The organism is Pseudomonas sp. YQ_5 (genome assembly GCF_043103305.1).
GTDB classification, from domain to species: Bacteria; Pseudomonadota; Gammaproteobacteria; order Pseudomonadales; family Pseudomonadaceae; genus Aquipseudomonas; species Aquipseudomonas putida_Y.
This window is the reverse complement of the sequence record NZ_JBICJS010000040.1, coordinates 1-18,699: the sequence shown is the minus strand read 5'-3', so window position 1 is coordinate 18,699 and position 18,699 is coordinate 1. Positions and strand designations below refer to the sequence as shown.

Annotated in this window: 18 protein-coding genes; 4 read left to right on the top strand and 14 right to left on the bottom strand. The window is 60.7% G+C overall.

Annotation, left to right across the window (positions count from 1 at the left end; all coding sequences use genetic code 11):
* Positions 1 to 36: 36 nt before the first annotated feature.
* The 4 genes from greB to ACF8EA_RS06860 all read right to left on the bottom strand — a co-directional run bounded on the left by greB (position 37) and on the right by ACF8EA_RS06860 (position 3,050).
* On the bottom strand, positions 37 to 525 hold the full coding sequence (gene greB / locus ACF8EA_RS06875) for a transcription elongation factor GreB (protein WP_392521344.1): 489 nt from the start codon (positions 523 to 525) through the stop codon (positions 37 to 39).
* An 11-nt stretch (positions 526 to 536) separates the two neighbouring features.
* The gene (locus tag ACF8EA_RS06870; RefSeq protein ID WP_021782893.1) at positions 537 to 845 is read right to left on the bottom strand and encodes a hypothetical protein; all 309 of its coding nucleotides are present in this window, start codon (positions 843 to 845) and stop codon (positions 537 to 539) included.
* 248 nt (positions 846 to 1,093) lie between these two features.
* Positions 1,094 to 1,531 (bottom strand): DoxX family protein, encoded by a 438-nt coding sequence (locus ACF8EA_RS06865; RefSeq protein ID WP_274149677.1) that lies wholly within the window; start codon positions 1,529 to 1,531, stop codon positions 1,094 to 1,096.
* A gap of 112 nt (positions 1,532 to 1,643) precedes the next feature.
* Complete coding sequence (locus ACF8EA_RS06860) at positions 1,644 to 3,050, bottom strand: transglycosylase SLT domain-containing protein (protein WP_392521343.1); 1,407 nt, start codon at positions 3,048 to 3,050, stop codon at positions 1,644 to 1,646.
* A gap of 157 nt (positions 3,051 to 3,207) precedes the next feature.
* On the opposite strand from ACF8EA_RS06860, the gene ACF8EA_RS06855 reads away from it, so the two are divergent.
* The 3 genes from ACF8EA_RS06855 to ACF8EA_RS06845 all read left to right on the top strand — a co-directional run bounded on the left by ACF8EA_RS06855 (position 3,208) and on the right by ACF8EA_RS06845 (position 6,054).
* Entirely contained in the window at positions 3,208 to 4,005 is a 798-nt protein-coding gene (locus tag ACF8EA_RS06855) for a TatD family hydrolase (RefSeq protein WP_021782896.1), read from the top strand.
* Positions 4,006 to 4,131: 126 nt separating this feature from the next.
* The gene (locus ACF8EA_RS06850) at positions 4,132 to 5,610 is read left to right on the top strand and encodes a methyl-accepting chemotaxis protein (protein WP_103444066.1); all 1,479 of its coding nucleotides are present in this window, start codon (positions 4,132 to 4,134) and stop codon (positions 5,608 to 5,610) included.
* Between the two features lie 75 nt (positions 5,611 to 5,685).
* Positions 5,686 to 6,054 (top strand): Mpo1-like protein, encoded by a 369-nt coding sequence (locus ACF8EA_RS06845; RefSeq protein ID WP_392521342.1) that lies wholly within the window; start codon positions 5,686 to 5,688, stop codon positions 6,052 to 6,054.
* 40 nt (positions 6,055 to 6,094) lie between these two features.
* On the opposite strand, the gene ACF8EA_RS06840 is transcribed toward ACF8EA_RS06845, so the two are convergent.
* The 3 genes from ACF8EA_RS06840 to ACF8EA_RS06830 all read right to left on the bottom strand — a co-directional run bounded on the left by ACF8EA_RS06840 (position 6,095) and on the right by ACF8EA_RS06830 (position 8,042).
* The gene (locus ACF8EA_RS06840; protein WP_392521341.1) at positions 6,095 to 6,892 is read right to left on the bottom strand and encodes an acyl-CoA thioesterase; all 798 of its coding nucleotides are present in this window, start codon (positions 6,890 to 6,892) and stop codon (positions 6,095 to 6,097) included.
* A 77-nt stretch (positions 6,893 to 6,969) separates the two neighbouring features.
* On the bottom strand, positions 6,970 to 7,749 hold the full coding sequence (locus ACF8EA_RS06835) for a CHAD domain-containing protein (RefSeq protein WP_392521340.1): 780 nt from the start codon (positions 7,747 to 7,749) through the stop codon (positions 6,970 to 6,972).
* Between the two features lie 14 nt (positions 7,750 to 7,763).
* The gene (locus ACF8EA_RS06830; RefSeq protein WP_003250254.1) at positions 7,764 to 8,042 is read right to left on the bottom strand and encodes a lipoprotein; all 279 of its coding nucleotides are present in this window, start codon (positions 8,040 to 8,042) and stop codon (positions 7,764 to 7,766) included.
* Positions 8,043 to 8,219: 177 nt separating this feature from the next.
* Between ACF8EA_RS06830 and ACF8EA_RS06825 the strand changes: the two genes are divergently transcribed.
* Complete coding sequence (locus tag ACF8EA_RS06825; RefSeq protein WP_252458302.1) at positions 8,220 to 9,260, top strand: patatin-like phospholipase family protein; 1,041 nt, start codon at positions 8,220 to 8,222, stop codon at positions 9,258 to 9,260.
* A gap of 115 nt (positions 9,261 to 9,375) precedes the next feature.
* On the opposite strand, the gene ACF8EA_RS06820 is transcribed toward ACF8EA_RS06825, so the two are convergent.
* The 7 genes from ACF8EA_RS06820 to ACF8EA_RS06790 all read right to left on the bottom strand — a co-directional run bounded on the left by ACF8EA_RS06820 (position 9,376) and on the right by ACF8EA_RS06790 (position 18,401).
* Complete coding sequence (locus tag ACF8EA_RS06820; RefSeq protein ID WP_338443723.1) at positions 9,376 to 11,247, bottom strand: SurA N-terminal domain-containing protein; 1,872 nt, start codon at positions 11,245 to 11,247, stop codon at positions 9,376 to 9,378.
* 181 nt (positions 11,248 to 11,428) lie between these two features.
* Complete coding sequence (gene hupB / locus ACF8EA_RS06815) at positions 11,429 to 11,701, bottom strand: nucleoid-associated protein HU-beta (protein WP_003250246.1); 273 nt, start codon at positions 11,699 to 11,701, stop codon at positions 11,429 to 11,431.
* A 152-nt stretch (positions 11,702 to 11,853) separates the two neighbouring features.
* On the bottom strand, positions 11,854 to 14,250 hold the full coding sequence (gene lon / locus ACF8EA_RS06810; protein WP_392521339.1) for an endopeptidase La: 2,397 nt from the start codon (positions 14,248 to 14,250) through the stop codon (positions 11,854 to 11,856).
* Positions 14,251 to 14,414: 164 nt separating this feature from the next.
* Entirely contained in the window at positions 14,415 to 15,698 is a 1,284-nt protein-coding gene (clpX, locus tag ACF8EA_RS06805) for an ATP-dependent Clp protease ATP-binding subunit ClpX (RefSeq protein WP_003250242.1), read from the bottom strand.
* Between the two features lie 108 nt (positions 15,699 to 15,806).
* Positions 15,807 to 16,448 (bottom strand): ATP-dependent Clp endopeptidase proteolytic subunit ClpP, encoded by a 642-nt coding sequence (gene clpP / locus ACF8EA_RS06800; RefSeq protein WP_003259400.1) that lies wholly within the window; start codon positions 16,446 to 16,448, stop codon positions 15,807 to 15,809.
* A gap of 91 nt (positions 16,449 to 16,539) precedes the next feature.
* On the bottom strand, positions 16,540 to 17,853 hold the full coding sequence (tig, locus tag ACF8EA_RS06795) for a trigger factor (protein ID WP_103444061.1): 1,314 nt from the start codon (positions 17,851 to 17,853) through the stop codon (positions 16,540 to 16,542).
* 248 nt (positions 17,854 to 18,101) lie between these two features.
* Positions 18,102 to 18,401 (bottom strand): DUF6388 family protein, encoded by a 300-nt coding sequence (locus ACF8EA_RS06790; protein WP_392521338.1) that lies wholly within the window; start codon positions 18,399 to 18,401, stop codon positions 18,102 to 18,104.
* Between the last annotated feature and the right edge of the window lie 298 nt (positions 18,402 to 18,699).

Below are 18,699 nucleotides of genomic sequence, written 5' to 3'. Positions count from 1 at the left end.
ACAGCACATGCCTCAAGCTGACGCAAGACGGACCAGTCAGCCCGTCGAAACGCCCTGGCCATAACTGATGCTGCTGACATACCAGGTTGCCTCACCGGTAGGTGTATGCACCACCACCTCATCACCTTCCTCCTTCTTCAGCAAGGCGCGAGCCATGGGCGAATCGATCGAGATGTAATCGTTGCGCCCGTAGATCTCGTCGTAGCCGACAATGCGAAACTTCATGGTCTCGCCCTCGTCGTTCTCGATCTCTACCCAGGCACCGAAAAACACTTTGCCTTCCTGCTCAGGCGCGTAGGCCACTACTTTCACATCTTCAAGACGCTTGCGCAGGTATCGCACCCGGCGGTCGATTTCGCGCAGCAGCTTCTTGTTGTACTGGTAGTCCGCGTTCTCGCTGCGGTCACCCAACGACGCCGCCCAGGCAACCTTTTGGGTGATTTCCGGGCGATACACCCGCCACAGGTGGTCCAGCTCTTTCTTCAGCGCCTCATGGCCTTCTGTGGTGATGATATTGGTGCTCAATAGCGCATTCCTCAGCGGCGGGTTATCAGGCCTTGACGCGCGATGCGGGTGAGATGCCCTATGACTTCGGCGGCCTCGTCCGACGCCGGCGCCTGGATCACAGCCAGGTCGAAACGGTCATTGCCAAACTGCGCGAGGTGGCAGCCGCTATCGGCGAACTGGATCAGAAAGGCACGCGCCTGCCCTTTACGCCGTGACAGGCCTTCAAGATGACGCAAAAGGGTGGGTTGATGCCGGCCGCCGAGCAGGATGCGCGGTGTGCGGGACGCCTGGCTGGCAGGCAAAGGGCTCAAACAGACACTGGTACGTGGGCAACTCATGGAGCTTCTCTCCGCCTCGCGAATCCCGCTGGGCAGCGGTGGGAGGCGTCACCGAACCAGCGCTTTAGCGGTATTTCGGACGGCCCGGAATTGGGGCGTTCCTGCGCCCCGCAAGTAGCTGTTTAAATCGGCGCAGGCGGTATGCTAGAGCGATGAGCACCAAGTTGCAAGCTACAAGCCGCAAGCAAGAACAAGCCGAGTATTGGCCCGCGCTTGCCTGCGGCTCGTAGCTCGCAGCTTGCAGGTGATTAGCGGGCGATCAGCCGGTCGAGCGAGAAGCGGCCGGCGCCTTCGATCATGATTGCAACAGTGCCGGCCAACAGCGCCAGGGCGAACTCATAGCCATTGTTGGACATGAACAGGCCGTTGCCGATGTGCACCGAAACGATCGCCACTATCAAGGTCACCGTCAGCGCCAGGGCCGCCGGGCGAGCCAGCAGGCCGACCACCAGTGCCAGGCCACCGAAGAATTCAGCACTGCCGGACAGCAAGGCCATCAGATAACCCGGCGCCAGGCCGATGCTTTCCATCCATTGGCCGGTGCCTTCCAGGCCGTAGCCACCGAACAGGCCGAAGAGTTTTTGCGCACCATGGGCCATGAAGATGATGCCGACCAGGATGCGGATAACGCTTAGGCCTGCGCCAGCACGGGTAGAGAACAGTGCGTTGAAGGTAGTGTTGTTCATGTGGAAGCGTCCTTGAAGCGAAGCAGTTGTGTTGGGATGGGCGCCATCATAATCAATTCGATAGATATGAAAATCGCAAAAAACCCAACATAACAATCGATATAATCGATTGTTAACGCTTCGCTACGCGCTCCAGTGCTGTGCGTTCGCGGTTGAACGCCAGGTAGTACTTGTTGATGCTATTGACGAAATTGACCGGTCCCATCCCCACCTGCTCCATGGCGATACGCTCTGTCTGGAAGAACCACTGGTTACCGTTGAGCCCTCGCCGTCGGGCCTCTGCGCGCATGGCCTGAACCCGCTCGGGGCCAAGGTTGTAGGCTGCCAGCACAAAGGCCATGCGCTCACGCTCATTGATCTTGGCACTGGCAAAAAACTTGCGCCGGATAAGCGCCAGGTAACGGGCACTGGCCAGGACATTGCCATCTACCGTCGCGGTATTGCTCACCCCCACCCGTTGGGCCGCCGAAGGGGTAATCTGCATCAGACCATGGGCACCGCCAGTGCCGCGTGCAGCCGGGTTGAGCGTCGACTCCTTGAAGGCCAGTGCAGCCAGGTTGAGCCAGTCGATCTGTTGCGCCTGACCATGCTTCTGCAACACTGCCCGCACCGAGGCCAGACGCTGGCGGCCTTTGCTGGCCAAGGGGTTGTGTACCCGGTACTGGCGGCGGTAGATACGCTCGAACGCTGCATCCTGGTTATCGGGCGCGCGGTAACCTTGCAGAAAGCGATCGACTGCGGCCAACAATTGCGGCGCATCACGCCCTACATACCAGCGCATGGCTTGCGGCGCACCCAGGCGCACCCGGCTGTCCAGGCGCAGCCGCGGCATAACCCGGGCCCAACGCCGGGCAATGGGCTGCTCGACTACGGTCAGGTGGTAGATGCCAGCCTGTACCATCTCCAGCACATCCTCCACTGCCAGCGTCGAATCGACCCACTCCACTTTGATCGGCGGCCGCTTGCGCAGTGCCAGTTGCTGGTTGACCTGCTGGATCAGCGGCCCCGCGGCACTGGCGCTGGTCAAGGCGACGGTACGCCCTGACAGCTGTTCGACCTTGCTGAAACTTCGCTCGCCTTTGCGCCCGACCAGCGTCAGCGGCACCTGGTCGAGTATCGGCGCACTGCTGCTGACAGCGCCCACCGTCGTGGGGTCAAGCAGCTCGCCCGGGGCAGCCAGATCACCCTCGCCGCGGGCCAGAGCGCCCAGCAACTGCTCCTTGGCTCGCGGGATGAGCGTTAGCTGGATCTGCTGGTCGTCGGCGGTACGAGCATTGAGGAAATGCTCCAGGGCACGCAGGCGATAATACTCTATGCCGACTGGCTCGCCCTTGACCTCGCCGGAGCTGTTGCGGCTCTGGTTGACCAGCACTCGCAGTACTTTGCTGGTGCGAATCTGCGGCAGGTCACGTACCTTGGCAGGCGGTATGTGCTGCTGCGGGCCCGGCGAACGCGCCTGGGCGGTGCCGGTAAAGGCCACCCCGAGCATCAGCAGGAAAATGAGCCAGCATCGCAGCATGCGAAAACGTGTCCATGGTCGGTGAGCGGCATCCATGAGTTGCACCGCCAAGTGATAAACGACGGTAAAAGACCACGGCAACAGCATGAAGTTCTTGGCTTTTTCAGAAAAACCCGGTTTTTGCTATGCTGGCCGCCCCGCGGCACGAGATAGCACCATGCAACTGATCGATATCGGCGTCAACCTGACCAACAGCAGCTTTCACGACCAACAGGCAGCCGTTGTCGAGCGCGCACTGGAGGCCGGCGTTACGCAAATGCTACTGACAGGCACCAGCCTGGCGGTCAGCGAACAAGCGCTGGAGCTGTGCCAACAACTGGATGCCAGCGGCGCGCACCTGTTCGCCACGGCCGGCGTACACCCACACGATGCCAAGGCCTGGGATGCCGACAGCGAGCGCCAGTTGCGACTGTTGTTGAGTGAACCGCGCGTACGCGCTGTGGGCGAATGCGGCCTGGATTTCAACCGCGACTTTTCCCCTCGCCCGCTCCAGGAAAAAGCCCTGGAAGCCCAGCTGACGCTAGCTGCGGAGCTGCGCCTGCCGGTGTTCCTGCACGAGCGCGATGCCAGCGAGCGCTTGTTGGCGATTCTCAGGGAGTACCGCGACCACCTGTCGGGCGCAGTGGTGCACTGCTTTACCGGTGAGCGCGAGGCGCTGTTCGCCTACCTGGACCTGGACCTGCATATCGGCATTACCGGCTGGATCTGCGACGAACGCCGCGGCACTCACCTGCACCCGCTGGTAGGCAACATTCCTCAAGGCCGGCTGATGCTGGAAAGCGACGCGCCCTACCTGCTGCCGCGCAGCTTGCGGCCCAAGCCCAAAAGCGGGCGCAACGAGCCGGCGTTCTTGCCGGAAGTACTGCGCGAGGTGGCCTCACATCGCGGTGAGTCAGCCGAGCACACGGCAGCGCATACCACGGCAACGGCCCGCGATTTTTTCCAGCTCCCCTGATTCTTGCGGGTTTCTGCGAGGTGGGTGAACGCCGTTGATATGCATCAACAAATCCCGTGGAGGATGCGGGCACAATGATGGCACCTTGCCAATATTGTTTCCGCTCAACTCAGAGAAGACCTGCCCATGGGTGCCTGGCTTAGCAATGTTTCCCTGAAGTACAAGTTCTGGGCCGTCAACGCAGTGGCCTTTGTCACCACCTTGCTGCTGGTGCTGTATGCCGTGCACCTGGAGCAACGCGCACGTGCCGAGGCGGCTCAGGCCCAAGCGGCCGCGCAAGCCCAGTTGCTGGCCGCCTGGCCAGCCGGGCAAGCACTGCCACGCCCGGCCAATGTCATCAGTTGGCAAACGGGGCAAACACCAACCTTCGCCGGAGAAGCGCTCGATGCCCTGCGCAATGCCAATGGCTGGGTAGAACTGCCAAGCGCCTGGATCCTCGGTGAAAACCCGCTGCGTGGCGCTCAGGTGCTGCGCAACGGCGACCAGCAGTTGGCTGTGCTGGCTCAGTCCCCCAGTCTGCGCCAGGTATTCTTCGATCGCTTCAGCAACTACGCGGTGTGTGTACTGATCCTGATGCTGGCCATGCTCGGTGCCTCCCAACTGCTGATCCGCTTCCTGCTCAGCCAGCTCAACACCCTCAAGGACGTGATGCTGCACGTGGAAAAAACCGGTGACTTGTCGGCCCGCGTACCGCTGGCCAGTGGCGACGAGGTCGGCCAGATGGCCGGGGCCTTCAACGCCATGCAGTCCACCTACCACCGCGTGGTCAGCACCGTCGCCCAAAGCGCAGCACAGCTGGACTCGGGCGCTGCACGCCTGGCCGCCAGCATGAGTGACGTCCGCCATGGCATGCTCGGCCAGCAGAGTGAAACCGACCAGGCCGCCACTGCCATCAACGAAATGTCGGCGACCGTGCACCACATTGCCCAACACGCCGGTGCCACCCGCGATTTGTCACAAACCGCCGACACCTTGGCCGGCAGCGGCCAAGCGGTGGTCAGCCGAGTGCAGGATTCGATTTCCGGGCTTTCCAGCGGCGTGCAGCAAACTGCCGAAATGATTCGCCAGTTGGCCGAGGACAGCCAGAAGATCAACGGTGTCGTCAGTGTGATCCACAGTATTGCCGAACAGACCAACTTGCTGGCACTCAACGCTGCCATCGAAGCCGCGCGCGCCGGCGACCTGGGCCGCGGCTTTGCCGTGGTGGCCGATGAAGTGCGCAACCTGGCCAAACGCGTGCAAACCTCCACGGATGAGATCACCACCATGGTTTCGGCCCTGCAGTCGGGCACCCGCGATGCGGTGGAGTTCATGCAGGAAAGCTCGTACAAGGCCGACGACTGCGTGCGTCAGGCTCAGGAGGCCGGCGAGGCACTGGCTGAAATTACCGGTGCCGTGGCACAGATGCGCGAGAGCAATACCCAGATCGCTGTAGCGGCCGAGCAGCAAAGCCAGGTAGCCGAGGAAATGAACCGCGCGGTGGTCAGCATCCGCGATGTCACCGAGCGGACCGTGCAGCAGACGGTCGGCTCGGCGACCACCAGCAGCGAACTGGCGACCCTGGCCGGCGAACTGAACAAGGCCATTGGCCAGCTCAAGCTATAGTCACCATAGCCAGGTTCGATTGGCCCCCGCCTGGGGGCCGCACTAAGCTTTGGGCATGACCGAGAGGAAATCCCCATGAGCAAACGCCTGCCCAATCTTCCCGCCTGGCAATGGCGCGGCTACCACCATAATCACCGCCACCCGGCCAACCTGGTGCTGCACCTGATTGCCGTTCCTTTGTTCATTTTGGGGGCACTACTGGTGCTGTCCGGACTCTTCGGTTTCGACCTCGGCCAGATCGCGGTGGGCGTGATTGCCCTGATCGCCGCACTGGGCCTGCAGCGCCAAGGCCACCGCCTTGAAGCCGAGCAGCCCGAACCGTTCGCCAACCGCCAGGATGCCGTGCAGCGCTTACTGACCGAGCAGTTCATCACCTTTCCGCGCTTTGTGGTGAGCGGGGCCTGGTGGAGGGCCTGGCGGGAGCGGCACAAGCACCGACACTGAGTCAGTTGCCGGAGCGCTCCTGTGAGCAGCCTGGTAAGGATCAGGCGAAAACGGTGACGGTCTGCCGGCTCAAGGCCAACAACTCGCCCTGCGCTGTCCACAATGCCGCAGCAGCATGCCCATAGCCATCCCGCGCATGCTCGGTCTCCACGCAGTATCGGCACCAATCCAGGGTCGACAACTTCGCCGTAGGCTGGATGAACTCAATGGTCCAGGTCAGCGTACTGCCCGCAGCGGGCTGCTTGAGAAACGGCATAAGGCTGGGTGGCCAGGCATCGACCAACGCCAGCAAGTGCGCCTCGTTCACCGGTTCTTCCAGCACATCCCGCAAACGCACCCAGCCGCCCATCTTGCGCGACTTATTGCCACTGAACGGAAGCCCACCTACCGCCCAGCGCAGGGCAACATGCCGCATGAACTCAGGGGTAACGCCTTTGATATAGGGCAACTCCGGGGCCGCCGCGTCGAGCGCAGGCATTTCAACGGCAGGTAACGCCGGCACTTCCACCACCGAAGGCCGGCCCGCACCGAAATTGCCCTGCACCAAGGTGACCACTTGGCCATCCTGAACGGCGCGGCCCAGCAACGTGCTAACCGCCTTGCCTTCGCGCAAGACCTCCACCTCGAAGCGGATGGGCACATCCGCAGCCGCTGGTGCCACGAAGCTGATGGCCAATGAGCGTACCGGGCGGCTGTCGCAGAGCCTAAGGCGCATGGCTTCGTACACCATGGCCGCCATCAGGCCGCCAAAGGCTGCGCGCCCCTGAGCCCAGCTGGGCGGAATGCTGACGGAATCCGGGTTGGCCCGCACGGCGTCGAGCAGTTGGTTGAAATTCATTGGCCGGCTCCTGCCTGCAAAGGAAAAGGTCCACTCATCCTAGCCAGCAAACCCCGGACAATCAGCCCGCAAATCGGTCATTTTCCGTGATAACGCCGCGCCAGCGCCTCTTGCAGGGTATCCAGCGTCACATCTGACTGGCGCTCCGCCTCATGCAGCTCCTGCTCCCAATCGGCCTTGCAGGGCAGCAGGTCGGCATGGTCGCGAGCTTGCAGCAGCCATTGCAGGCGGTCGTGCCAATCGCCCAGGTCGGCCTGAGCCTTTTTCAGTACACGTTGCAGTTTCTTTCCTGCGTGATCGAGTTGCGGATAGGCCTCATCGCCATAGCGTGCACGCTTTATCAGCAAACGCAGCCGGTGGCGATCGTGAGCCGGGTCCTGCAACGCTTCGTGCAACGTGCGCCATTGTTTGACCAGGCGCTTGTCGATGCGTTTGTCCAGCGATTTGACCAGCCCCTCCCGGCCCGCCGCACGCAGGAACAATGGAAAGGCGTCAACAATCGCCAGTACCCTGGCCAGCTGCGGGCTGGCAGCGACACTTGCAAAGGTTCTGTCACGCCCCTGCAGACGCCGCTGCCCGGCTGCCGCATGACCGCGCCCGATCAGCTCGGCCGCCAGTACCTCACGATCACGCAAGGGCGTGGTAAGGGTACCCAGCGAACTTGCAGCATCCTCAAGCTGCTCCACGCCGGGCAGCCCACGCAACGGCCTCAACAGACTGCGCAGGCGCCGCAAGGTGATACGCAAGTCGTGCAAGGCCTCGCTGTCGGTATTGGCAGCCAGGCGTTCACGACAGGCCAGCAAGCGCACCTGCAAGGTCAGTATCTGGGCAACTACATGGTCGAGCATGACAGACATACGATGCTCCCTGGTCAGCGCCCAGCGCGAGATTCACGAATGTAGAAGCGGGCCTTTTCGGCTTTGCGGGTACAGCTTTCATAGCCTTCGAACTGCTGCTGGGTCTTGGCCCCGGTCAGCAACGACAAGGCCTTGGAGTAACTGACGGCACCGGCGAAGCCTTCGGCCTTGGCCAGATCCAGCTCCTTCCAGGCGGCATCCAGCTGGGTCGCGCAGCTGTCACGGTAGGCCGTCTTGCCCGCGCAGCCAGCAAGGGCCAAGGCAATCAGTGGAAGGCAGATCCAGGCTTTCATCAGTAATACCTCTATGGATAAACGGTGGCTGTTCGACGCTCCGACAGCTGGAAAGTGCCATGCCCAGCCGGCGTTGCCTGGCCAGTTTTATTACAGTAGCTCAGCACGATCTACATTGAAGCACAGGCAGCGATGGGTGCATTGTAGGACCATGATGGCACTGGCCGGGGAATGTTCATGAGTAAACGTGTGGCACTGGTACTGGGGTCGGGCGGAGCCCGAGGGTATGCACACATCGGCGTGATCGAAGAAATCGAGCGCCGCGGCTACGACATAGCCTGCGTGGCGGGGTGTTCCATGGGCGCGGTGATTGGCGGTATCTATGCCGCCGGCAAGCTGGACGACTATCGCAACTGGATCGAGAGCCTCGACTACCTGGATGTGCTGCGCCTGGTCGACGTCAGCTTTCGCCTCGGTGCAATTCGCGGCGACAAGGTGTTCGGGCAGATCCGCAAGATCGTCGGCGAGATAAACATCGAGCAACTGCGCATACCCTATACCGCAGTGGCGACCGACCTTACCAACCAACAGGAAATCTGGTTCCAGGAGGGTTGCCTGCACCAGGCCATGCGCGCCTCGGCGGCCATTCCCAGCCTGTTCACGCCGGTGATGCAAGGCAACCGCATGCTTGTCGACGGCGGCATCCTCAACCCGCTGCCAATCGTGCCTGTGGTGTCCAGCCATTGCGACCTGATCATCGCGGTGAACCTCAACGCCACCAACCAGAAGCAGTACCAGTTGCCAGTGATTGAGCGCCCGGCAGCGTTCAAGATGCGTTTTGACGCCTTGCTGAGTTCGCTGGGCTCACGCCTGCCGTTCCGGCGCAAACCGGCGGAAGAGCTGATCCGCATCGAAAAGGAAATCGTCGCCGAAGGGTTGGCGCCACCAAGCCCGTGGCTGGCCGACAGCGCCGACCCGGAAAGCCAGCAATCAGCGGCGGCCCCGGAGCGCGAGGGCGCGCCGAAGTCGGCCACCGGTTCTTTCATCATCGACAACGTGGGGCCGGCCTCGCTGCTGGACTTGATCAACCAGAGCTTCGAGGTCATGCAGACTTCGTTGGCACAGTACAAGATTGCCGGCTATCCGCCGGATGTGCTGATCAACGTGCCCAAGCGGGTGTGCCGGTTCTTTGAGTTCTACAAGGCGCCGGAGCTCATCGCCCTGGGGCGAGAGATTGCACGCGATACGCTGGACAGTTATGAAGGGGTGAAGCGGTAGAATCTGGTCGGCGCCGCCCCTGAGGCAGTGCGGTCTTCGACAATGGCCGTCCTCGCGGCTGGCGAAAACGAAACAGGCCGCGCGAGGCGGCCTGTTTCTTCATGCAACGAACACCTTAGTAACGGGTGATGTCTGCATTGGCTTCCAGCTGCTTGCGGTAAGCGGCAAAGTCCTGCTGGCCAGCACGTGACGCGAGGTAGCGGCGAATCTGCTGCTTCTCTTCGTCGGTGGCGGTAGCGCCTTCGTTCACACCCTTGAGCTGCAACACCACCAGGCTACCGTCACGCAGCACTACACTGCCGTAAACAGGCTTGTCCTTGGCTTGCGGCTTGCCCAGACGGAACAGTGCCTGCAGTTCGGCCGGATCAATACCGTCCTCACCACGGGTGACTGCTTCATAGGCTTTCCAGCCCAGGCCTTCGTGCACGCTGCCTGCTGCGATGGAACCGTCGCGCAGGCCGGCAATCAGCTTGTCCGCCTTGGCCTTGAGCTCGGCAGTCGCCTTCTCTTTGGCCAGGTGCTCCCTGATGTTCTTGGCCACAGCTTCCAGCGGCAGTTGCTCTGGCTTGCGGTGCTCCTTGACGCGCAGCACCACGGTGGTCTCAGGGTCAAGCTCGATGGCGGTGCTATTGGCCCCCTCATCCAGCACTTCTTCAGAGAACGCAGCCTGCACCACCGCACGGTTGGCAGTAATACCTTCACCGCCCTCGCGGCCGAAGGCAGCGGAGGTGTGTACCTTGAGGTTCAGGTCCTGGGCCGGCTGGGCCAGATCGGAAGCCTCGTAGGCAGCATCCTGCAGTTGCTTGCTGGCGTCGACATAACGCTGCTCGACCAGTGGCATCTTCAGATCGCGGGTCAGTTTGTCCTTCAGGCTGGCGAAGCTCGGTACTTCTGGCGCCTGCACGCCCAGCAGCTTGATCAAATGGTAGCCAAACTCGGTACGCACCGGTGCAGATACCTGGCCATCCTGCAGCTTGTACAGCGCCTCTTCGAAGGCTGGGTCGTATACACCCGGGCCGGCGAAGCCGAGATCACCACCGCTGTTGGCGGAGCCTGGGTCCTGAGAGAACTCCTTGGCCAGAGCGGCAAAGTCCTCACCCTTGGCCAGACGCTGCTCGATCTCTTCGGCGCGGGCCTTGGCCTGGGCGTCGGTGACCTTGTCGTTGACCTCGATGAGGATGTGCGCGGCATGGCGCTGCTCGGCGAGGTTGGCGATTTCCTTCTCGTACTGGGCCTTGAGCTCTTCGTCGGTCACTTTGACCTGGTCGAAGAAGGCCGACTTTTTCAGTTCGATGTAGTCGATCACGACCTGGTCAGGCGACATGAACTCCTTGGCGTGCTGGTCGTAGTGCGCCTTGACCTCTTCATCGCTGACCTTGACTGCGGCCGGGTCGGCCTTGAAGGTCAGGGAAGCAAAGTCGCGGGTCTGCTTTTCCAGGCGAGCAAAGGCGTCGACCTGCTGATCGGTGACGAAGCTGCTACCGGCCAGGCCAGTGCGCAGTTGGCCGATCAGCATTTCCTCGCCGAGCATCTCGCGGAACTGCATGCGGCCGTAGCCCATCTGGCGAATCACCTGGTCGAAACGGTCAGCGCTGAACTTGCCGTCCACCTGGAACTCAGGGGTCTGCAAGATCACCTGGTCCAGCGCAGCGTCGGAGAATGCGAACTTGGCATCCTCAGCACCTTGCAGCAGCAGCTTGCGGCTGATCAGCCCCTTGAGTGCTTCTTCACGCAGCAACTTGTCATCCAGCAGCGCCGGGTCGAAATCCTTGCCCAACTGTTGCATCAGTTGACGGCGCTGCATGTCGGCCGCCTGGCTCAGTTCGTTCTGGCTGATGGTCTGGCCGTTCACCTTGGCGGCGTCCTGGCTATGAGTGGCGGCCTGGAAAATGGCTTCGAAACCGGTCAATGCCATCAACACGACGATAAGGCCGATGATGGTCTTGGCAATCCAACCTTGTGAATTGTCCCTGATATTTTGCAGCATGCGTCCCCCAGAAACGGCTGTACCACTGCGTCGACAACCGCGGAGCGTGGGTAGAATCCTGATAAAAGAAAGGCGCATCCGAGGATGCGCCTTTTCTTAGCAAACGTGTCAGGCGGGAACGTTTGCGCCCCGCCATCACCGTGCTCGGACCAGGCAAGGCCGGGCCCGGCTGAAAGACGACTTAGTTGACGGCGTCTTTCAGGCCTTTGCCTGCCTTGAAACCTGGAACCTTGGCGGCTTCGATCTTGATTGCCTTGCCGGTTTGCGGGTTGCGGCCGGTACGCTCGGCGCGCTCCTTGACCGAGAAGGTACCGAAGCCAACCAGTACCACATCGTCACCTTGCTTCAGGGCGCCGGTGACGGATTCGATGACTGCGTCCAGCGCACGGCCGGCTACAGCTTTCGGGATGTCAGCAGATGCGGCGATAGCGTCAATCAGTTCCGACTTGTTCACTCTAAGTCCCCTTATTTCTCTATTGAGTTTGTTTCTAAGTATGTAATGAAAAGCTTATGAAACGTGTGCTGGGCGGCCTGACGACAATAGCGTGCCGCTTTATAGCAAGGCCTCGAAAAAACTGTCAAGGAAAGCCCCCCAGCTGAAAACTACTAATGCGTGCTAATTCTTTCCTTGGCATCGCCGTCGCGCTTTTCATCTTTCGCGACAATCTCCGGAGCCACATCTGGCAAGGGCTCCGGGGCGTATTGCAGCGCAATTTGCAGGACTTCGTCAATCCATTTGACCGGTTTGATCTGAAGATCCTGTTTGATATTTTCAGGAATCTCCTTGAGATCGCGAACATTCTCCTCGGGAATGATCACCGTCTTGATCCCGCCACGGTGTGCCGCCAGCAGTTTTTCCTTCAGCCCGCCAATGGCCAATACCTGGCCACGCAAGGTGATTTCGCCGGTCATGGCCACGTCGGCACGTACCGGAATCTGCGTCAGCGCCGACACCAGTGCGGTGCACATGCCGATACCGGCACTTGGGCCATCCTTCGGCGTGGCGCCCTCAGGCATGTGAATGTGCACGTCGTGCTTCTCGTGGAAGTCGGCGGCAATCCCCAGGCTGCGGGCCCGGCTGCGTACCACGGTCTGCGCGGCGGTAATCGATTCGACCATGACATCGCCCAGCGAGCCGGTCTTGATCAACTGGCCCTTGCCGGGGATGACCACGGCCTCGATGGTCAGCAACTCACCGCCCACCTGGGTCCAGGCCAGGCCGGTAACCTGACCGATCTGGTCCTGCTGCTCGGCCAGACCATAGCGGAACTTGCGCACGCCCAGCAGGTGCTCCAGCTGCTCGCTGGCCACCTTGACCTTGACCTGCTTCTGCCCGGTATGTTCCTTGACCACCTTACGGCAGACCTTGGCAATTTGCCGCTCCAGGCCCCGTACACCGGCTTCACGGGTGTAGTAGCGGATGATGTCGCGAATCGCCGAGACATCGACCTCCAGCTCTTCCTTCTTCAAGCCGTTGGCCTTGACCTGCTTGGGCACCAGGTACTTGATGGCGATGTTGATCTTCTCGTCCTCGGTGTAGCCAGGCAGACGGATGATTTCCATCCGGTCCAGCAGCGCCGGCGGGATGTTCATTGAGTTCGAGGTGCAAAGGAACATCACGTCCGAGAGGTCATAGTCGACCTCCAGGTAGTGGTCGTTGAAGTTGTGGTTCTGCTCAGGGTCGAGCACTTCCAGCAGCGCCGAGGCTGGGTCGCCGCGCATGTCGCTGCCCATCTTGTCGATTTCGTCGAGCAGGAACAACGGGTTGCGCACACCCACCTTGGTCATCTTCTGGATCAGGCGACCCGGCATGGAGCCAATGTAGGTACGGCGGTGGCCACGGATCTCGGCCTCGTCACGCACGCCACCCAGGGCCATGCGCACGAACTTGCGGTTGGTGGCGGCAGCGATCGACTCGGCCAGCGAGGTCTTGCCGACGCCGGGTGGCCCGACCAGGCACAGCACCGGCCCGCGGATTTTCTTGACGCGCTTCTGCACGGCAAGGTACTCGAGGATGCGTTCCTTGACCTCTTCCAGGCCATAGTGGTCGGCATCGAGGATTTCCTCGGCCTTGGTCAGGTCCAGACGCACCTTGCTCTGTGCCTTCCACGGCACCTGCACCAGCCAGTCCAGGTACGAGCGCACCACGGTAGCTTCGGCCGACATCGGAGACATCTGCTTGAGCTTGTTCAGCTCCGCCTGGGCCTTGGCCAGGGCATCTTTAGGCAGACCTGCGGCTTCGATGCGTTTTTTCAGCTCTTCGACTTCATTGTGGCCTTCGTCACCATCGCCAAGCTCTTTCTGAATGGCCTTCATCTGCTCATTCAGGTAGTACTCGCGCTGGCTACGCTCCATCTGCTTCTTGACCCGGCCGCGAATGCGCTTTTCGACCTGCAGCAGGTCGATTTCGGCATCCAGCAGTGCCAGCACGTGCTCGACACGGGTAGTCAAGTCGACGATTTCAAGAATTTCCTGCTTCTGCTCGATCTTCAGGGCCATGTGCGCGGCCATGGTGTCGACCAGGCGTCCTGGCTCTTCGATGCTGCTCAGCGAAGACAGCACTTCGGCAGGCACTTTCTTGCCCAGTTGAACGTACTGTTCGAACTGCGACAGCAGGGTGCGCACGAAGACTTCCGACTCGCGCTCGGCAGTGTCGGTTTCGTCGATCAGGGAGACTTCGGCACGGATGTGCCCTTCAACTTCGGAGAAGCGCTCGACCGCACCACGCTGCTCGCCTTCGACCAGCACCTTGACGGTGCCATCAGGCAGCTTCAGCAGTTGCAGCACGGTGGCAACGGTACCGACGCGGTACAGGGCGTCCTCACCCGGGTCGTCGTCGGCTGGATTCTTCTGGGCCAGCAGAAGGATCTGCTTTTCGCCCGTCATCGCCGCCTCGAGGGCTTCGATGGACTTTTCACGCCCCACGAACAGCGGGATAACCATGTGCGGGTAAACAACGACATCGCGCAATGGCAAAAGAGGCAAGTCGAGGGTGGTCTTCATGATTTCGCCTCTACAGCGGCCTTATGGCCGGAAACCGGTGGAAATGATGCTTGGACCTAATGTGGGGGCATGCTTGGGAAATTACAAGCGCTTGCACAGGAAAAGCAGAAAGGGGCCCGTAGGCCCCCTTCTTGCTTGCAACCGAAAACCGGCCATTGCCTGAATCAGGCGTCTGGTGCGGCCTTGGCTTGCGGTTCGCTGTTTTCGTAAATCATCAGCGGCTGCGAGGTGCCCTCAATGACGCTCTCGTCGATAACCACCTTGCTGACATCCTTTTTCGAAGGGATCTCGTACATGGTATCGAGCAGAACGCCTTCGAGGATCGAACGCAGGCCACGGGCACCAGTCTTGCGCTCCAGGGCCTTGCGTGCAACGGCCTTGAGCGCATCGCTGCGGAACTCGAGGTCGACGCTTTCCATCTCGAACAGCTTGGCATACTGCTTGGTCAGGGCATTCTTCGGCTCGGTGAGGATCTGCATCAACGCAGCCTCATCCAGCTCGTCAAGGGTAGCCAGTACCGGCAGACGGCCGACGAATTCCGGAATCAGGCCAAACTTGACCAGATCGTCCGGCTCGACCTCACGCAGGGACTCACCAACCTTCTTGCCCTCTTCCTTGCTGCGCACTTCGGCGCCAAAACCGATGCCACCTTTGGTGGAACGGTTCTGGATGACCTTTTCCAGGCCCGAAAACGCACCACCACAGATGAACAGGATGTTGCGGGTATCAACCTGCAGGAACTCCTGTTGCGGGTGCTTACGGCCACCCTGCGGCGGAACCGAGGCCACGGTGCCCTCGATCAGTTTCAGCAGTGCCTGCTGCACGCCCTCACCCGAGACATCACGGGTAATGGACGGGTTGTCCGACTTGCGCGAGATCTTGTCGATTTCGTCGATGTAGACAATGCCCATCTGGGCCTTTTCCACGTCGTAGTCGCACTTCTGCAACAGCTTCTGGATGATGTTCTCGACGTCCTCACCCACATAACCGGCTTCGGTCAGGGTGGTGGCGTCAGCAATGGTGAACGGTACGTTCAACAGGCGTGCCAAGGTTTCGGCGAGCAGGGTCTTGCCCGAGCCAGTCGGCCCGATGAGCAGGATGTTGCTCTTGCCCAGTTCGACTTCGTCACCCTTCTTGTCACGCTGGTTCAGGCGCTTGTAGTGGTTGTACACCGCTACGGCCAGCACCTTCTTTGCGCGCTCCTGACCAATGACGTACTGGTCCAGGATGCCGCTGATTTCTTTCGGCGAAGGCAATTTGTGCGCGCTGCTCTCGGCCTGGGCTTCCTGCACCTCCTCACGGATGATGTCGTTGCACAGGTCGACGCACTCGTCGCAGATAAATACCGAGGGCCCGGCAATCAGTTTGCGCACTTCGTGCTGGCTTTTGCCGCAGAAGGAGCAATAAAGCAATTTGCCGCTGTCCTCGCCGTTACGGGTGTCAGTCATTCGATCGATCCAATCCGGTAGGCTTGCAACACAAGATGAAGGCAATTGCGGGCTTTTTCAAGTCCGCAGGTAGGCGCTTTCGACGCCCACCTGCTCTGACCTCCCGGTTCAGGAGGCCAGTTGCCGCTTGTCGTAGACCGAGTCGATCAGGCCGTACTCGGCTGCGCGCGAGGCGCTCATGAAGTTGTCACGTTCGGTGTCACGCTTGATGGTCTCGAGGTCCTGGCCGGTGTGATAGGCCAGCAGCTCGTTCAGACGGGCCTTGATATTGAGGATTTCCTGGGCGTGGATCTCGATATCGGTGGCCTGACCCTGGAAGCCGCCAAGCGGCTGGTGGATCATCACGCGCGAGTTCGGCAGGCAATGACGCTTGCCCTTGGCACCTGCCGCCAGCAGGAAGGCGCCCATGCTGCAGGCCTGGCCGATGCAAATGGTCGAAACGTCCGGCTTGATGAACTGCATGGTGTCGTAGATCGACATGCCGGCGGTGACGGAACCACCCGGCGAGTTGATGTACAGATGGATATCCTTGTCCGGGTTTTCTGCCTCAAGGAACAGCAGTTGCGCAACGACGAGGTTGGCCATGTAGTCCTCTACTGGGCCAACCAGGAAGATCACACGCTCCTTCAACAGGCGCGAGTAGATGTCGTAAGCACGTTCGCCACGGGCGGACTGCTCGATAACCATCGGGACCAGGCCGCCTGCGGCCTGGATGTCAGAGCTCTGCTGAATATAAGAATTGCGGGACATGTCCTGCGCTCACTCCCAAATAGTCATGGCTTGAATACGCACAAGCCAGCTCGAAGGCTGGCTTGTGGAGGTTTCCTACGAGAGAAGCCTGTTACTCCGCAGCGGCAGGAGCCTCGGCTGGTTTAACGGCTTCTTCGTACGAGACCGACTTGTCGGTCACAGTCGCTTTCTGCAGAACAGTATCTACAACTTGTTCTTCCAGCACAACCGAACGCACTTCGTTCAGTTGCTGGTCGTTCTTGTAGTACCAGGCGATGACCTGCTCAGGCTCCTGGTAAGCCGAAGCCATTTCTTCGATCATCTCGCGAACCTTGGCGTCGTCCGGCTTCAGCTCGAACTGCTTGACCACTTCGGCCACGATCAGGCCCAGCACGACACGGCGCTTGGCTTGCTCTTCGAACAGCTCGACTGGCAGTTGCTCAGGCTTGATGTTGCCACCGAACTGCTGAACAGCCTGCACGCGCAGACGGTTGACTTCGTTTTCCAGCAGGGCTTTTGGCACTTCGATCGGGTTGGCGGCCAGCAGACCGTCCATGACCTGGTTCTTGACCTTGGTCTTGATCGCCTGACGCAGCTCACGCTCCATGTTCTTGCGAACTTCAGCGCGGAAGCCTTCCAGGGTCGATTCTTTGATGCCGAACTGGGCGAAGAACTCTTCGTTCAGCTCTGGCAGCACAGGTGCCGAAACGCTGTTGACGGTGATGGTGAACTCGGCGGCTTTGCCAGCCAGATCCAGGTTCTGGTAGTCCTCTGGGAAGGTCACGTTGACAACGCGCTCTTCGCCAGCCTTGGCGCCTACCAGACCCTCTTCGAAGCCCGGGATCATGCGGCCGGAGCCCAGTACCAGCAGGGTGCCCTTGGCCGAACCACCGGCAAACACTTCACCGTCGACCTTGCCGACGAAATCGATGTTGACCTGGTCGTCGTTCTGCGCAGCGCGCTCGACGGCCTCGAAGCGGGTGTTCTGCTTGCGCAGCACTTCCAGCATGTTGTCCAGGTCGCTGTCAGCCACTTCGGCGCTCAGGCGCTCGACCTTGATCGACTCGAGGCCTGCAACCGTGAACTCCGGGAACACTTCGAAGATGGCGACGAACTCCAGATCCTTGCCCTTTTCGAAGGACTTCGGCTCTACAGCCGGAGAGCCAGCCGGGTTCAGCTTCTGCTCGACGATGGCTTCGTAGAAGGAAGCCTGGACCAGGTCACCGAAAGCCTCTTGACGGGCGTCCGCCTCGAAACGCTGACGGATCACGGTCATCGGCACTTTACCAGGACGGAAGCCCGCAATCTTGGCGCGCTTGGCAGTCTGCTGCAGACGCTTGTTGACTTCGTTCTCGACGCGCTCGGCCGGAACGGCGATGGTCATGCGGCGCTCGAGAGCGGAAGTGTTTTCAACAGAAACTTGCATGGATATTCCTCGTTGCACAGACGTTAGCCGGCGTTAGCCCGACTCCAGAATCAAGGGCAAACATTCTAGTGAGTCACGCAGCAGAAGTCACCCCACACGGGACGACTGAAAACAACGCCGGTCGATTAACTTTCAAGGCCCGCACGGCACAGCGCCGGACCTGCTTCCAACAGAGACTGCACGGCGCCCGGGGCGGCCTGCAGCCGAAATACCTTGTCAAACAACTACCAGCAAAGAATTCGCCTCCTTTATTCAGGATCGATTTCGTTGAACTGGCAGTACTCCTCCCATTCCAGCCCCAGCGCCTCGGCCACTTCACGGTGCGTTTCCAGACGCATGGCCTGCAGCTGCTCCGGGGACTCGGCAATCAATTGCAGCGCCAACTCCCAGGGCTCAATACCCTGCTCCGCGGCTGCATCCTCGAACGCCCACTCGATCTGCTGGGCCTGCTCGCGCGCATTCAGCTCGCGGATCTCCTCGAGCAACTGCGGACTGGCTTCGGCAAAGCGCTGCAGCGCCAGGGCCTGACGGGCTTCTTTTGCAATCATCGTGGTGTCCTTTGCCGGCCAAACGGGCCGGTGTTTCAACCGACTGAAATCTAACAGCTTTTATTGGGGTGCCACCAGAGGATTACAAGGGGCGGGAGATGATTTGGCCGAGCGGTGGCTGACCGCGACATTTTCAGCGCCTTCGAGATCGAGCGCCGCCCGCGCGACGCATCGCGAGCAAGCTCGCTCCTACATTTGTTTCGGGCCAGTATCGCCTGTGCCTGCGCACGCGACCGCCCTGTTTGCCCCCCACGATATCGAGGTGAGCGCCAAGGGGACGCGCGCATCTGCCCCCAGG